At 51.4% G+C, this 14597-nt stretch carries 12 protein-coding genes; 11 read left to right on the plus strand and 1 reads right to left on the minus strand.

What is annotated here, in order from left to right:
• Positions 1 to 15: 15 nt before the first annotated feature.
• From BUB68_RS08885 to BUB68_RS08935, 11 genes are all read left to right on the plus strand, one after another.
• Positions 16 to 1059, plus strand: a complete 1044-nt coding sequence (locus BUB68_RS08885; RefSeq protein WP_073090271.1) for an LCP family protein — start codon at positions 16 to 18, stop codon at positions 1057 to 1059.
• Between the two features lie 24 nt (positions 1060 to 1083).
• Complete coding sequence (gene rsfS, locus BUB68_RS08890; RefSeq protein ID WP_014425449.1) at positions 1084 to 1428, plus strand: ribosome silencing factor; 345 nt, start codon at positions 1084 to 1086, stop codon at positions 1426 to 1428.
• 11 nt (positions 1429 to 1439) lie between these two features.
• Entirely contained in the window at positions 1440 to 2312 is an 873-nt protein-coding gene (locus tag BUB68_RS08895) for a CvfB family protein (RefSeq protein WP_073090275.1), read from the plus strand.
• 149 nt (positions 2313 to 2461) lie between these two features.
• Positions 2462 to 3415 (plus strand): chemotaxis protein, encoded by a 954-nt coding sequence (locus tag BUB68_RS08900; RefSeq protein WP_073090278.1) that lies wholly within the window; start codon positions 2462 to 2464, stop codon positions 3413 to 3415.
• Between the two features lie 255 nt (positions 3416 to 3670).
• Positions 3671 to 6052, plus strand: coding sequence for a flagellar hook-basal body complex protein (locus BUB68_RS15625; RefSeq protein WP_073090280.1), 2382 nt, complete (start codon positions 3671 to 3673; stop codon positions 6050 to 6052).
• A 337-nt stretch (positions 6053 to 6389) separates the two neighbouring features.
• Positions 6390 to 8201 (plus strand): M48 family metalloprotease, encoded by a 1812-nt coding sequence (locus BUB68_RS08910; RefSeq protein WP_371914853.1) that lies wholly within the window; start codon positions 6390 to 6392, stop codon positions 8199 to 8201.
• Positions 8202 to 8357: 156 nt separating this feature from the next.
• Entirely contained in the window at positions 8358 to 10277 is a 1920-nt protein-coding gene (locus tag BUB68_RS08915; protein WP_073090284.1) for a sigma 54-interacting transcriptional regulator, read from the plus strand.
• 12 nt (positions 10278 to 10289) lie between these two features.
• Positions 10290 to 10940, plus strand: coding sequence for a tRNA (guanosine(46)-N7)-methyltransferase TrmB (gene trmB / locus BUB68_RS08920; protein ID WP_073090286.1), 651 nt, complete (start codon positions 10290 to 10292; stop codon positions 10938 to 10940).
• Positions 10941 to 10969: 29 nt separating this feature from the next.
• The gene (locus BUB68_RS08925; protein WP_073090288.1) at positions 10970 to 12160 is read left to right on the plus strand and encodes an FtsW/RodA/SpoVE family cell cycle protein; all 1191 of its coding nucleotides are present in this window, start codon (positions 10970 to 10972) and stop codon (positions 12158 to 12160) included.
• 52 nt (positions 12161 to 12212) lie between these two features.
• On the plus strand, positions 12213 to 12917 hold the full coding sequence (locus tag BUB68_RS08930; protein WP_073090289.1) for a CAP domain-containing protein: 705 nt from the start codon (positions 12213 to 12215) through the stop codon (positions 12915 to 12917).
• Positions 12918 to 12950: 33 nt separating this feature from the next.
• Positions 12951 to 13919, plus strand: a complete 969-nt coding sequence (locus tag BUB68_RS08935) for a tetratricopeptide repeat protein (RefSeq protein ID WP_178139501.1) — start codon at positions 12951 to 12953, stop codon at positions 13917 to 13919.
• A gap of 102 nt (positions 13920 to 14021) precedes the next feature.
• Here BUB68_RS08935 and BUB68_RS08940 read toward each other — a convergent pair whose 3' ends face one another.
• Complete coding sequence (locus BUB68_RS08940; RefSeq protein WP_073090293.1) at positions 14022 to 14483, minus strand: nitrous oxide-stimulated promoter family protein; 462 nt, start codon at positions 14481 to 14483, stop codon at positions 14022 to 14024.
• Positions 14484 to 14597 lie beyond the last annotated feature (114 nt).

Below are 14597 nucleotides of genomic sequence, written 5' to 3' on the forward strand. Positions count from 1 at the left end.
TAGAAGGGCACGCAGATGGGAAGAAAGGGAAATGATGAGGGCGGCAAGGTAAATGTCACCCAACAGAATATAAAATACAAACGGAAGCTTCTGGCTCAACGCCGTCGGCGTGCCAGATTGCGCTTGTTGGTGATTCTGATCTTTGTCGGTACGATTCTGACCGGTGTGCTCCTGGCCGGCTATGCTTTGGTTTCATTAGGCTCCAAGCTCAATCAGGAGTATCAGGACATGTATGCCGGTTATAGCCAACGGCAGCAAGCCCGGCGGGGGACGATTGACCATCGCTTTGATGGCTATACCAATGTGCTGGTCATGGGCATTGATGATGGTGTGGACGAAGATGATGGCGAAGGCAAGCGTGCCGATGGTATTGTGGTGGCCAGCCTGGAAAATTCCACGGGCAAGCTCCGCTTTATCCATATCCTGCAGGATACCTGGGTGAATGTCACGGGCAGCCAGCAGCAGATGAAACTCAAGAATCTCTATGCTCTGGGCGGGGCACCGCTGGTAACACGGCAGGTCAATGCACTGCTGGGCGTTTCCATCCATCAATATGTGGTATTGGACATGCAGGTCTTTGCGGAGCTTATCGATGCCATTGGCGGTGTGGATATCTATGTGGAATCGGATATGAATTATGATGATGCCGAGGGTGGCATTTCCATCCATCTGCCGCAGGGCTATCAGCATCTGGATGGCAGCCAGGCTGTCCAGTATCTGCGCTATCGCAGTGATGATCTGAATGATTTGGGCCGCATGCAGCGGCAGCAGCGTTTCTGCAAGGCCTTATATCAGAATCTGTTGCAGTTCAAGACTTTGACGAAGCTGCCAGCCATAGCCGAAATCATCAAGCAGCGCGTGGAGACCAGTGCGGAAATATTTGATTCCATGTACTTAGCCAATGTGTTGCGCCATCTGAGCAGCGTGCCGCCGGAGAGCATCATCCTGCCCGGGGCGCCGGCTGCTGATGACGCGTCCATCTGGGTGCTGGACGATGCCGCTGCTGCCCAGCGGATGCAGGAACTTTTCCCGCCGGAAAATCTTAGTGAAAATAATTAGTTGATATAAATGGGAGGATTTATTATGACCATTGAAGAGATGAGCCAGGCAATCTGTAAGGCTGCCAGTGATAAAAAAGCCAGAGATATCGTGATCATGGATATGCGGGAATTGTCCCCGTCCACCGATTACTTTGTGGTCTGCTCGGCCAATACGGCAACGCAGGTGCGGGCCATTGCCGACAGCATCGAAGAACAGCTGCAGGAAGCTGGCGTGGATTTCTTCCACAAGGAAGGCTATCGCGAAGGGGAATGGGTGCTGCTCGATTACGGTGATGTGGTTGCGCATGTGTTCATGCAGGAAGCCCGCGAATACTATGCTTTGGAACAGCTCTGGGGCGATGCGAAACTGTCCGTATATGAGGACTGATTGAGGGCATTATGGAAGAACAGCAAAAAAGAAAATACGGCCCCAGCTCCGTAGCTACGCTGAAAGTGGTGCGCGAGTCGGAATTGGGTGCCTTCCTCGATGCGGAGACCGGCAATACCAATGACGATATCCTGCTGCACAAAAATCAGCAGACTGCACCGGTGAAAATCGGTGACGAGGTGGAGGTCTTCCTCTATCTCGATCCGAACCGGAAACTGACTGCGAGCATGCGGGTGCCGAAGATGCGGGAGGGGCAGATTGCCCGCCTCAAGGTCATCAATGTGAGCCGGGATGGCGCTTTTGTTGATGTAGGGGCGGAGCGCGGTATCTTCATGCCCTATGCCGGCATGCGTGGCCGTCCCCAGATCGGCGAAGTGGTCTGGGCTAAGCTCTACACGGATAAATCCGGCCGTCTGGCCGTGACCATGGAAGTTGAGGACGAGATGCGCCGGGCCTCCCAGCCAGCCAAGGGCGTGAAAAAGGGCCAGCTGGTCAAGGGGGCTATCTATAACTATACCGATGCCGGCGCCTTCCTGTTCAGTGAGGAGCGCTATATCGTCTTTATCGCCAACAAGGAAATAGATGCGAACAACCGCCCACGTGTCGGGCAGGTGGTTACGGCCCGTGTCACCTATATCCGCGATGATGGCCGTCTCAATGCTTCCCTGAAGGAGTCCAAGGAAAAGGCATTGATCACCGATGGTGAGAAGATCCTGGAACTTTTGCGGAACCGTGATGGCAAGATGCCCTACAGCGATGAATCTTCACCGGAAGTCATTCGGGACAAGTTCGGCATCTCCAAGGCTGCCTTCAAGCGGGCCTTGGGACATTTGATCAAAGAGCAGCGAATCTATGAAGAGGATGGCTGGACGTATCTGAAGTAAAGGCAGGTTGCCCCGATGGGGCAACTTTTCTTTTTCGGATATAAATGCAGAATTTTTTTACGGCTTTGAAGGATTTTACACCCTGAGAGCGAATAAGAAAGCTAGAGACGAAATTTGAATGGGATATTAAATAGATGGGGGCGAAGTAGATGGCAGCAGAAACGAGTGGAGACAAGAAAGGAATCTTGCTGGAGACCGGCACCAACGAGTTTGAGATTGTCGAGTTCAGCATTGGACAAGTTAATTATGGCATCAACGTAGCAAAGGTAAGGGAAGTAATCACCTGTCCGCCGGTGACGGCTATGCCACAGGCACATCCTTATATTGATGGCCTGTTCACCTTGCGTGGCAAGGCAATTCCGCTGGTGAACCTGCCCCGTTGCCTCAATGTCCAGTCCAAGGCTGAACCCCGCAATGTTATCGTGACGGAGATCAACAATTATAACATTGGTTTCCTGGTGGAGAATGTTTCCCGCATTCATCGCATTTCCTGGAAGGACATGGAGCCGGCACCAGAAGTGGGTGACCAGTCTCGTGTTGTCGGTATCATCAAGATGGAAGACCGCATTGTTCTCCTGATTGACTTTGAGACCATCATTGCGGAAATCAATCCGGAAATCAATGCGAAGCTCACGACTTATGAAGAAGCAACCGAGGATGTGAAATCCAAGCGTTCGGATGTGCATGTAGTAGTGGCAGAGGATTCGCCGATGCTCCGTGACCTTTTGGTTACGACGTTGCATGAATCCGGCTACCGCTTTGTCCGTGACTTCGGCAATGGCCAGGATGCCTGGGACTATCTGCAGGGACTGGCGAAGAAGCCTGGCAATATTGAAGATCATGTGGGGGTTATCATCTCTGATGTGGAAATGCCCAAAATGGACGGTCATCGCCTGCTGAAACTGGTGCGTGAAGATGAAACGCTGAAATCCGTACCGTTGGTTCTGTTCTCGTCCCTGATCAGTGAAGAGATGCGCTTGAAAGGCGAACAGCTGGGAGCGTCCGGCCAGATTGCGAAGCCGGAAATCAATCAGCTGATCGGCTTGCTGGACAATCTGATTTTTGGAGTGCCAATCAAAGATCAGAATGCAGATGATGATTGATTTATAATTGTACATAGAGAGACCGGGAACCGATGGGAGCATGGAATCCATCGGTTCCTGTTTTTTTGGCTTGAAAACGAAATTTTATGAAAATAAATTTTTTACTTAAGAAATTCATCATTTGCTCCGATAAACATTGTAGATTGGAAAGGAAAACACAATAACGCCGTCATGCAGGGATTCGCAGTACGGTATTTGACAGGGAACGTCGCTTAATTTGTAACAATGTATGGGATAAAGGAGAAGTGATTTATCATGATGCGTTCGTTGTATTCTGGTGTTTCTGGTATCAAGGGTCATCAGACGAGAATGGATGTTGTCGGCAATAACATTGCCAATGTCAATACAACTGGTTTCAAATCCGGCCGTGTTACCTTTGCAGATACCTTGAGCCAGACGTCTTCCAGCGCGGCTTCGGCTACCGGGAACCTCGGCGGCCGAAATCCCAAGCAGATCGGCCTGGGCGTGGGCGTGGCCAGTATCGATACGCTGTTCACGGATGGTAGTGTCCAGGCTACGGGTAAGAATACAGACGTGGCCATGTCCGGCAACGGCTTGTTTGTCGTAAAGAGCGGCAGTGAAACCTATTATACCCGTGATGGTGCCTTCGAATTCGATGAGAAAGGCAATTATGTCCTGCCGGGCAGCGGCCATTTCGTACAGGGATGGACGGCTTCGAATGGTTCGCTCAACACCAATGGCGCCATCGGGAATATCCAGATTGAAGCAGGCAAGTCCATGCCGTCGGCAGTAACTACCACGGCTACCTATAAAAATAATCTGAATGCGGCAAAGGAAACCGTCATCGGCATGAAACTTACCGATGCCAAGGGCAACTCCATCACGCTGGATTCCACCAATACCAATTCTTATACGGTAGGCGTAGGAAATACCTATACAGCTACGGTCCGTAAAGCAGCCGTGACCTTTGCTTCGGGCATTTCCCTGCCTTCGGCACAGGGTACCTATGCCATGGGACAGACTTACTATATTCCCAACACGACTTCTGTGACCGTCAATCTGGCTAATGGTGACGAAGTGACTGTACCTTACAACTCGGCCATCACCTGGCGTGTGGGCAGTGATGTGCCCTCAGCTACCAATCCGGTTAAAACGCTGAACGTTTCGAGCACGAATACCGAAGTCACGTTGGATGACAATTCCACCATTGCCAATAAGAGCGGCAGCAGTTATAAAGTCGAATTGCTTAATGGCGATACGATTGAAGTGCCTGCCAACTCCACACAGACTGCTGCGTATACCGTAGGCACAAATGCACCGGCGGATACGATTACCAGCATTACGGGAAATTCCATAAAATTAGCCTCTGGTGCTACCATGACGAATAATAGCGGCACCCCTTATGAGGTATCCGATGGTACGCTTAAGATAAAGATCTCCAGCCAATCGACTAAGACATACGATACTACGAATGCTCTCAACCTGACCATCATGAGTGTCAATGGCTCACAGGCAACTCTGAGCGATGGTTCTACACTGGTACTGACACCTGCCCAGATGTCCACCGGTACATATGTTCCCGGCTATAGCTTCAACTTTACGGCTACTGTTGCTGGTATGCCGACTTTATCAGCCTCTAAGGTCAGCTCGATTTCCGCCGTATCCCCGAGTGCCATCACCCGCATTTCCGGTACGGTTGATTCTGCCGATGGTACGACCACTTCCACGGATACCTTCAATGTGACTTCTGGTTATATCACCCCGCTCAGCGGCCTGAAGGTTTCTGAATTGACCTTGACCGACAGCCTGGGGAGCAGCATCAAGGTGTCCAACAGTGATACCACCGGCTATAAGGCAGGAACGACAACCTACGCGTCGGATATTTCCTCCATCTTGCTCGATATGAGTGATGGTACGACCAGTACGCATACCAGCGGCAAGTATACCATGGGGTACAGCCTGCCGTTGACGACTACTTTGAATGTTTATGATACGCTGGGCAATGCCCATACTGTAGTCGTGTACTTTACCAAGACCAAAACGGACAGTGTCAACGGCAATCAGTGGACAGCTGCTGTGAATATCGATGGGTCCGGCAAGAATACCATCACAGAACCGGATGGCAGCACCACGACCATTGAGATGTCCGATACCGTCCTGCAATTCAACACGAACGGCAAATACAGCGATGGTTCCGGTACCTTGAATCTGAAACTGACCAACGGCTCCACCGCAACGCAGACCTTGACCATTGATGTCAGCCAGCTGACGCAGTATTCCGGCAACAACACCATCAATGGTGTTTGCAATGGCAATGCAGCCGGTACGCTGAAATCCATCGCCATCGATTCTTCCGGGATCATCACAGGGACCTATACCAATGGTGTAAGCCAGGCAGAGGCACAGATTGCCGTGGCGCAGTTCACCAATGCTTCCGGCCTGACCAAGACCGGCACCAGCCTTTATCAGCAGTCGAACAACTCCGGTGAACCGAATGTCAAGACGGCGGCAGATTTGGGCGTGACGTTGCAGGCATCTGCTCTGGAAATGTCTAATGTGGATATCGCCAACGAATTCTCCGATATGATCATCACCCAGCGTGGCTTCCAGTCCAATTCCAAGATTGTCACCGTCAGTGATGAAATGCTGGAAACCATGATCAATATGAAACGCTAAATAAAATGGCCGGCAGTCCAGATGGGCTGCCGGTTTTATTCAGATTGGGGCATACAAAAAGGCCACGGAGCGGGATTAACTCCGTGGCCTTCTAGGGAAGGGATGATAAAAAATTTGAGAAATGGGAAGCAAGAAGGGTGGGATATTCCTTCTTGTTTAGGGAATCAATAAGAGCCTTACACTTGGGGGATTAACCAAGTATCTCTTACTGACAAGCTTATTATAGCGAAGTTTTATGAAAATAATATGTAACTCGGGTTACATAATGAAAAAAAATGAAAAATTTTTTTCATGTGTAGGATGTGATAAAATAGGAGGTAGTAGAAATGAGGTGCTGATGATGAGATATAGAAAAATAAAGCGGCTGGTGGCAGCTGGCATCTTGACTATGGGAACTATTTTGGCGCCCCTGCGGCCAGTGGAGGCGGTAGATGCCTGGGGAGCGGCAGCACAGGCTTTGGGCATCTTTGCGGCGTATAAATCCAGCCTGGCTGGGATGCTGGCCTTGGGAAATAATGTTGGCGCGCAGATGCAGTGCCGTATTCAGGATATCGAGCAGAATGGGCAGGACCCTAATGATCATGATGTGCAGGTGGTCAATCAGGTTATGCAACAGCTGGTGACGCAGGGCGATTATGTACTGAAGGCCAATTCCCTGCCGTTTATGTGGACGGTGAATGACAGCAAGGATTTTAATGCGGCCTGTTATCCGACCAATTATATCAGCATCAACAGGGCCTTGGTACGGGGGCTGAATCTGGAACCGGACGAGTTGGCGGCCGTGTTTGCACATGAGATGACGCATGGACTGGAGCAGCATAGTGCCAAGAACTATGCCAAGGCGGTGGCGCAGTCCATAGGAATGAGCATGGTCAATATGGATACTGGCTCGATGGATTGGGGCAGGCTTAATGGCCTGGTCAATTATTCCATTGCCAAGAATGTCACGCTGCCCACAGAATATGATGCGGATGAGGGCGGCTTTTATCTGATGACCAGTGCGGGGTTCAATCCTGGCGGTGGTGCTGCAGCTATGGCCCGCATGGGATATTATCTTACCTATGAGACACAGAACTTCCTGGAATATCAGGACCCGGATCCTAAGAAACAGGAGCGGGAAAGCTACAGTGACCATCCGGAGACCAAGTTGCGGGAAGACCGCCTGGCGCAGATGATGACGGATTATAGTGCCGGTCATGTAACGGTACAGAACCGCAAGGATATTTATATTGATGGAAAGAAATTGCTGTCGGTGGAATGGACCGGAGAAGGTTATGACAATACCGCTGAGAATGCCTATTATGTGGCTGGAGCGATTGCGAAGGCCTTCCATGATTACGATAGTATCGCGGGCTGGAATTTTCGGGCAGATGGTGAAGGCAGCCTGACCTGCCTGGATAACAGCCGGGTCAATGCAAAGCTGAGGGAATTCCTCACGCTGCGGTCCGCCGGTGAACGCTTGCAGCGTCTGGTGCGTGCTGCTTATGCCGGTGAAGCAGCCAGCGGCGCCCGGCAGCAATTGCGGGTGGCAGAAAAGAAGCGGGATCAGCAGCGTTATAACCTGCGGGAGGCAATCCTGAATGCCGATGCGAGAACCGTGAAAAAGATGCGGGAAAATGCGGATGCCTATAGTGATTTCGGCTTGGGCGATAAAGCACAATTTCAGATGAAGCGGGTCTTTGCGAGCCGTCAGGTGGACAATCTGGCAGAAAGCCAGGCAATCAGTGCCCGGGCCAAGGCCGTCAGCGGTGATTTTGCCGGGGCTGTGCAGGAGGCAAATGCTGCTGTCGCTACAGACGGGAAGAATATCTATACCTATCTGAACCGGGCGGATATCTACCATATGCAGGGCAATCTGGCCAAGGCACTGGCTGACTTGCAGCAGGCCAAGGCGATTGACAAGGACAATGTCATCAGTTATCTGTTGTCAGGGCGGATCTATGATGAAATGGGGAATAAGGAAGAGGCGGAAAAGGATTTTGCCGAATTTTACCGTTTGCGGCCCAGAGCCTACCGGGAAATCCCGGAAGAGTATCTGGAGACGATAGCGCCCAAAGAATATAAGGAAATACAGAAGGAAAAAGCCGAGGCCAGGGCGAAATTTGCCAAGGAGTGGAAAAAGGAACAAAAACGTAAAAATAAACAATGAAAATGAGCAGAATCGTAAAAAAATGTAAACTTTTTTCCACCAGCCCCTTGCAGTAAATGAATATGCTTGTTAAAATGTAAGGTACGAAATTTTGTGACCGGAAGAGAGGCGGGGCGCGCAAGCCCGCCAGATAAGGCATATATAGGAGGATAAAAGATGATTAGAGAGCATCGCAGCCGTGCGAAACTCGAAACGTATTACGAAAAATTTGCTCGTGATGGTATATTGGATCCGAACGTTCATCCGTGGGTGGCAGAATCCTGGAAGGCCAGCCAGAAATATGGTGTGGGTGCGGAGAAGATGGCCATAAAACATCTGTTGTCCAAAGAAGCGTTTCATGAATTGCAATTGAAACATGCGGATGCGATTGAATACCTTAGCGATCTCAGCGATGGGATCAAGGAATTTTTCCAGGAATACAATCTGAGTCTGCTGCTGATCGATGCAGACTGCACCGTGCTCAAAAGTTATTCCCTGCCTTTTTATCAGATGACTCCGGGGGAAATCGAAGGTGCGAATGTGGGCATTGATCAGGTGGGTACTTCCTCAATCAGCGTGGCTTTAGAGCATAAGGCGCCCTTCTGGATGTTCGGCCCGGAAATGTGGGTCAGGGAATGCCAGTTAGGTGATGCCTGCTCGGCACCCGTGATTGTCGCTGGCGAGCTCACCTATATCATTACCTTGGTATCCATGGAGCAGGTAGCAATGCCGCAGGATGCTGTGATCTCCCTGCTCTTCACCATGCGCAAGGCATTGGAGCGTCATCTGAGCGAAGCCATTCGCATCAAAGCGGATGAGGCGATACTCGATTCGACGCCTTTTGCCGTTTATCATGTATTGCCCGGCGGCGAGGTGGCCTATGCCAATCGCCTGGGGCATACCCGTCTGGAGGGCATCGGGGCCAAGCGGGAAGCTGGTACCCGCCGCAGCGCATCCAATCTCAATGATGTGATCATGAACTATCAGCATACACCGATCTACAAGGGCTTTCGGGGGATTCCTTCCTATAATAAGGAGGTAACTTGGATCACGCCGGCGAAGACTTATGAGGACATTACCACGGTAGTACCTTTGGAACGCGATGAAGATCAGGCTGTGCAGAGCGTGGTAGTGGTATCCATGCCGATTGAGGACTTGCGTACGCTGGTAGCTCATGCCGCAGGTTATACGGCCAAGTATAGTCTGGGGTCGATGGTGGGCGAAGGGACGACCTTTGCCAGTGTGCGTAACAAGGCTGGCCGGGTGGCCAAGAACAAGCATCATGTGCTGATCCAGGGCGAGGCTGGTACAGGCAAGCAGCGTATGGCACATGGAATCCATCAGGGCAGTCTTCGCGCGGCAGGTCCGCTTATCACCCTGCGTTGTGGTGATACCACGCCGGAACTGTTGGAACAGGAGCTCTTTGGTGTGGTGCTGAATTCGGAAGTCAGCCATCAGGGGCGCCTGGAACTGGCTTCTGGTGGTACTTTGTTCCTGGACGAAATCGAAAAGATGCCGAAGAATATCGCCAAGGCACTGGCCGAGGCGCTGCGGACTGGCAAGGCTTGCCGGGTTGGCGAGCAGGTACAGCGCAATATCGATGTGCGCATCATTGCCGCTTGTGACAGCGATCTGAAGCGCCTGACCGAGAGGGGGCTCTTTGACCGGGATCTTTATGAGGCTCTGGCTAAGAGCGTTATCCGCGTGCCGGCTTTGCGCAGCCGCCGTGAGGATATCCCCAAGCTGGCGTCGCATATCATCAGCGAACTGGCTGAGCAGCATCAGATGAAGGTCAAGAAGATTTTGCCGGAAACGGAAAAGGTGCTGCGTGATTATGACTGGCCGGGCAATATCAAACAGTTGCAGAGCGTATTGGAGTATGCGTTCTTCAATACGAATGAAGATGTCATCAATCCCCACGATATCAGCCTGATGGGGGATGTGAAGCCGGATAACAAGTGGAAGGAAGACCGTGAGGTTTTCGTCAAGGCATGGCAGGCGGCTGGCGGTAATGTGAGCCGGCTGGCGAACCTTTTGAATGTGAGCCGGGTGACCCTGTACCGTTATCTGAAGAAGTATGGATTGGAAAAGAAGTAAGGAGAAATTTAAGTGCGTTTACGGAGAAAACCCTGGGTGGATGAAGCCATCCATGAATTTGATGCTTTTGTCGTGAGCAAGGATCAGGAGATCGGTGAAGAGCGGAAGGGTCAGTGGTGTGAGATCTTTGGCCGCAAGGCACCGCTGCATGTGGAATTGGGAACCGGCAAGGGCGATTTCATCACGCAGCTGGCCGAGCGCAATCCCGACATCAACTATATCGGGATCGAGGCACAGCAGGATGTGCTTTACTCTGCGGCCAAAAAGGTAGCAGAAAAGGGGCTTACCAATGTGCGCCTGCTGGTTTTTGATATCAATAATATCGAGAATATTTTCGGGGAAGAGGAAGTGGATCGCTTTTATGTGAATTTCTGCGATCCCTGGCCGAAGAAGCGTCATGCCAAACGCCGTCTCACGCATACGGGCTTTTTGGAAAAGTATCGCCGCCTGCTCAAGAAACCGGGCCAGCTGCATTTCAAGACGGATAATCGTCCGTTGTTTGATTTCTCGTTGGAACAGTTTGCAGAGGCCGGTCTTACGGTGCAGGATGTTTCCTTCGATCTGCATGCGGAAAATCGTGCGGACAATATCATGACAGAGTATGAACGGAAGTTCAGCGGCTTTGGGGAGAAAATCAACCGTTGTGAGGTCATTTTCGCCTGATCTGGCATAAAGCACAAGGAGGCTTTTTCGTGCGGATTCGGAAGAAGATTTGGAATAATGATGCTGAACCGATACTGGTTATCATGGTAGTGCTGATGGTGCTGGGCACGATCAATGTTTTCAGTTCCAGCTTTGTGCTGGGGACAACGGATTATGAGGATCCTTATCATTTCCTGCGCAGCCATGGCGTCTTTTTGGTTATTGGCTTGGTGCTGTTCTGGATATTCCGCAAGATCAATTATCAGCGTTGGCGTTCCTTGCGGGGCGGTCTGATGATGGCTCTGGTGGGGACACTCTTTGCTGCTTTGGTGCTGGTATTGATTGTGGGAACAGAGGTAAATGGGGCCAAGCGCTGGCTTTTTGGTATCGGACAGCCTGCGGAATTGGCCAAGCTGGTAGCCATCATGCTGGCGGCATCTACCTTGGCCACCCGCTTGAAGCGAGGAACGGCCAATTCATTGGGCAATGTGTTCAATGGGCCTTTTTTCCTGATTTACCTGATGTTTGGTTTGATTGAGTTGGAACCGGATATGGGGACGGCCCTTATCGTGGTGGGCGGGCCGGTCTTTATGGCCATGGTCGCGGGCATGTCTATCAAGTATGTAGCCGGATTCGGCGGATTTGTCCTGATGATCCTGGTGCTGATGATCAATATCCAGCCTTATCGTCTGGCTCGCCTGAAGGTTTGGTTTGACCCTTGGGCGGATGCGCAGGGGATGGGGTATCAGACCGTACAGTCCCTGTCGACCATCGGTTCCGGTGGTTTCTGGGGGATGGGCTTGGGTGAAGGCGTCAGCAAATATGCCTATCTGCCGGAGGCGCATACGGATTTTGCCTTTGCTATCTTCAGCCAGGAACATGGCTATATGGGAGCTTTTATGGTGTTCCTGCTGCTGGCCCTGCTGGTTCTCTTCTGTGTGCGCATTGCCAATCGGGCACCGGATGAGTATGGCCAGATGCTGGTCACAGGGATCATGGTGCTGATTGCGGGGCAGGCTATTGCCAATATCATGATGGTGGGAGGCTTGTTGCCCGTGGTTGGTGTACCGCTGCCCTTTATCAGTTATGGTGGTTCGTCCTTGATTGTCACGATGATGGCTATGGGGATGCTGCTGAATGTCTGTGATCATGGTAAAAAGCCGTCACTGGAAAATGAGCAGCCGGCAGCGGCCGCAAAGCCGGCTTCCCGGAAACGGCCGCATTTGCGGATCGTTAAATAAATGATTTAGCCTTCTCGCAGGGGAAGGCTGTTTTTTCAAGGAGGGGATGCATATGCGTAAGTTGATGGTCCTTTTGATATTGTTGGGGGTTTTGTGTGTCAGTGTTCCTCAGACTGAGGCTGCCCGTTTTGCCAAAGCCGAGGAAGTGACCCGGCCGGCGGGGACAATCTGGGGGTATCCTGGCAGCAATGTGCGTTTTGAGATTGCCGACCCACGCAAGGCAGAGACTTTCGTGGCTAAAAATGGCGAACAGCGCCTGCGCCTGAAAGAGCCCGGGGATGTATTCGTCAAGGCGGTTTTTTATGAGAGCAATGGCGATATCATCGAATACCACCTCACATTCCATGTAACCGGTCAGGCCGTAGATGAAACGGCTGTGGATGTGAACAGCTATGCAGAAGAAGTTCTGGCATTGGTCAATGCCGAGCGGCGGAAATACAATCTGGAACCGCTCAGATTGGCTCAGGATCTGAATGAGGATGCCATGGTGCGGGCGCGGGAATGCGTGCGTCATTTTTCGCATCAACGCCCGGATGGCAGCGATTACAATACTGTGTTGCGCAATCCCTATAAGGAAGCTGGCGAGAATCTGTCTGCAGGCCGTCCGTCTGCACAGGCCACGGTGGAAGGCTGGATGAATTCACCAGCCCACCGCGATAATATCCTTTATCCGAATTTCCGGGAAATGGGAATCGGCTATCTTTATGAGAGCAACAGCCGTTATCGTCATTATTGGGCACAGTTGTTCCGCCGGTAAGAGAAGCGGATCGTTATGTGGGAGGATGAGAAGATGCTGGCCAGAAAAAAAATACGCTGTCTGTTGTCAGCGGGGATATGCAGTGCTTTGTTGTGGGTGGGACAGCCGCAGGTTTTGGCAGCAGATCAGGATTGGAGTCCGGATGAGTTGATCACACAGTATACGCTGGCGCTGGAAGCAGACCCTGGCAATCCTGTAGCGATGCATTATCGCGGGACTGCTTATTTGCGCAAAGGGGAGCTGGATAAAGCAATCGAGGATTTCACTGCGGCAATCAATTTGCGGGATAAATATGCAGAGGCCTATCATAACCGGGCTGCTGCTTATTGGCGGCAGGGAAAGAAAGAGCAGGCACTGGAAGATTACAATCAGGCCATTGCCTGTGATGGCAAGGTTCCGCAGGTCTATAATGACCGCGGCCGTTTGCAGGCTGAAATGGCAGAAGGCTGCCGAACGGACAAACAGCCGGCTAAGGCAGCGGCGTTTTATGAGGGCGCGGTGCAGGACTTTACCCGCGCAGTAGAGATGAAGCCGGACTATGCTGAAGCCTGGATGAATCGCGGTGAATTATATGCTGTCTGGTCGAAGACTGACCTGGCGATAGCGGATTTTACCCGGGTGATGGCAATCAAGCCGGATCATTATAAGGCCAGGGTCAGCCGTGGCGTGGCCTATAACCAGCTCGGGCGGACGGAAGATGCCCTGGCGGACTATAATCAGGCAATCCGGTTGGATGATACACAAGGCGCGGCTTATAGCAACCGTGGTGTCATTTACCTGAACAAGCAGGATTATCAGCAGGCCATCCGGGATTTCAAGCTGGCAGTGGAGCGGGATCGGAAGGATAGCAATGCTTTTGTTGGCCTGGGAAAAGCCTATTATTCTTTGCAGGATTATGATAATGCCCTGAATAGTTACACGACGGCCTTGTCGCTCAATCCGGGCATAAAGCCGGCACTGGAAGGCTTGCAGGCTGTGTATGCAGCCAGAGCGCATGCCTGAAAAGCGGTGCTGGGCTAGACTTCAAAGGGGTCACTCCTGATGAACCAGATGGTTTCTGGCTTATCGGGAGTGACCCCTTTTCGTCATGTTGCGGCCGGAGCCTTATTTCTTTTCTTTCCGTTCTTTGGCGCGTTTCTTGGCGGCTTCTTCCTTGGCCTTGACTTTGTCGTCGATCTTTTTGGCCTGCTGGTATTTGGCATAATCCACGCCCATGCTGGCCAGCTTGTGCTTGATTGCCATCATGGGATGGGACAGGAACATGCGCTTCTGGGTGCCGTTCATGATGGTCATGAATTCCTGCGCCTGTTTTGCACCGAAGCAGGCAGCGGCGCGGTCGCAACGGTCACAGATGGGTTTCGTGATGCCGTAGGGACAGCGGTTCATCTTGGTCATAACCGTTGCCAGCAGGGCCGTGCATTTTGGGCAGAGTTTGTCGCCTTTCGTATCATGATGACCATGGCAATATATGCCGAAGGTCTTTTTGATGTTTTCCTTTTCCTTGGGAATATTGTTTTTGATTTCTACCGGCTTACGCTTGGGCAGAAAACGCGAAAAAATGCTCATTTCGTATCACCTTTCGATATAAATGGATATATAATACACCATTCTATTTTAATGGTATTTCAGGAGAAAAGCAAGGGCGGGGACAATGAACTCTTGACCTGTAGCTGATTTTTA

Source organism: Pseudoselenomonas ruminantium, assembly GCF_900142515.1.
GTDB lineage: Bacteria > Bacillota > Negativicutes > Selenomonadales > Selenomonadaceae > Selenomonas_A > Selenomonas_A ruminantium_D.

Bases quoted from the DNA above. Each gene is read 5' to 3' on its own strand.
- BUB68_RS08885 (WP_073090271.1), top strand. From the start codon at position 16: ATGGGAAGAAAGGGAAATGATGAGGGCGGCAAGGTAAATGTCACCCAA.
- rsfS (WP_014425449.1), top strand. From the start codon at position 1,084: ATGACCATTGAAGAGATGAGCCAGGCAATCTGTAAGGCTGCCAGTGAT.
- BUB68_RS08895 (WP_073090275.1), top strand. From the start codon at position 1,440: ATGGAAGAACAGCAAAAAAGAAAATACGGCCCCAGCTCCGTAGCTACG.
- BUB68_RS08900 (WP_073090278.1), top strand. From the start codon at position 2,462: ATGGCAGCAGAAACGAGTGGAGACAAGAAAGGAATCTTGCTGGAGACC.
- BUB68_RS15625 (WP_073090280.1), top strand. From the start codon at position 3,671: ATGATGCGTTCGTTGTATTCTGGTGTTTCTGGTATCAAGGGTCATCAG.
- BUB68_RS08910 (WP_371914853.1), top strand. From the start codon at position 6,390: ATGATGAGATATAGAAAAATAAAGCGGCTGGTGGCAGCTGGCATCTTG.
- BUB68_RS08915 (WP_073090284.1), top strand. From the start codon at position 8,358: ATGATTAGAGAGCATCGCAGCCGTGCGAAACTCGAAACGTATTACGAA.
- BUB68_RS08930 (WP_073090289.1), top strand. From the start codon at position 12,213: ATGCGTAAGTTGATGGTCCTTTTGATATTGTTGGGGGTTTTGTGTGTC.
- BUB68_RS08935 (WP_178139501.1), top strand. From the start codon at position 12,951: ATGCTGGCCAGAAAAAAAATACGCTGTCTGTTGTCAGCGGGGATATGC.
- BUB68_RS08940 (WP_073090293.1), bottom strand. From the start codon at position 14,483: ATGAGCATTTTTTCGCGTTTTCTGCCCAAGCGTAAGCCGGTAGAAATC.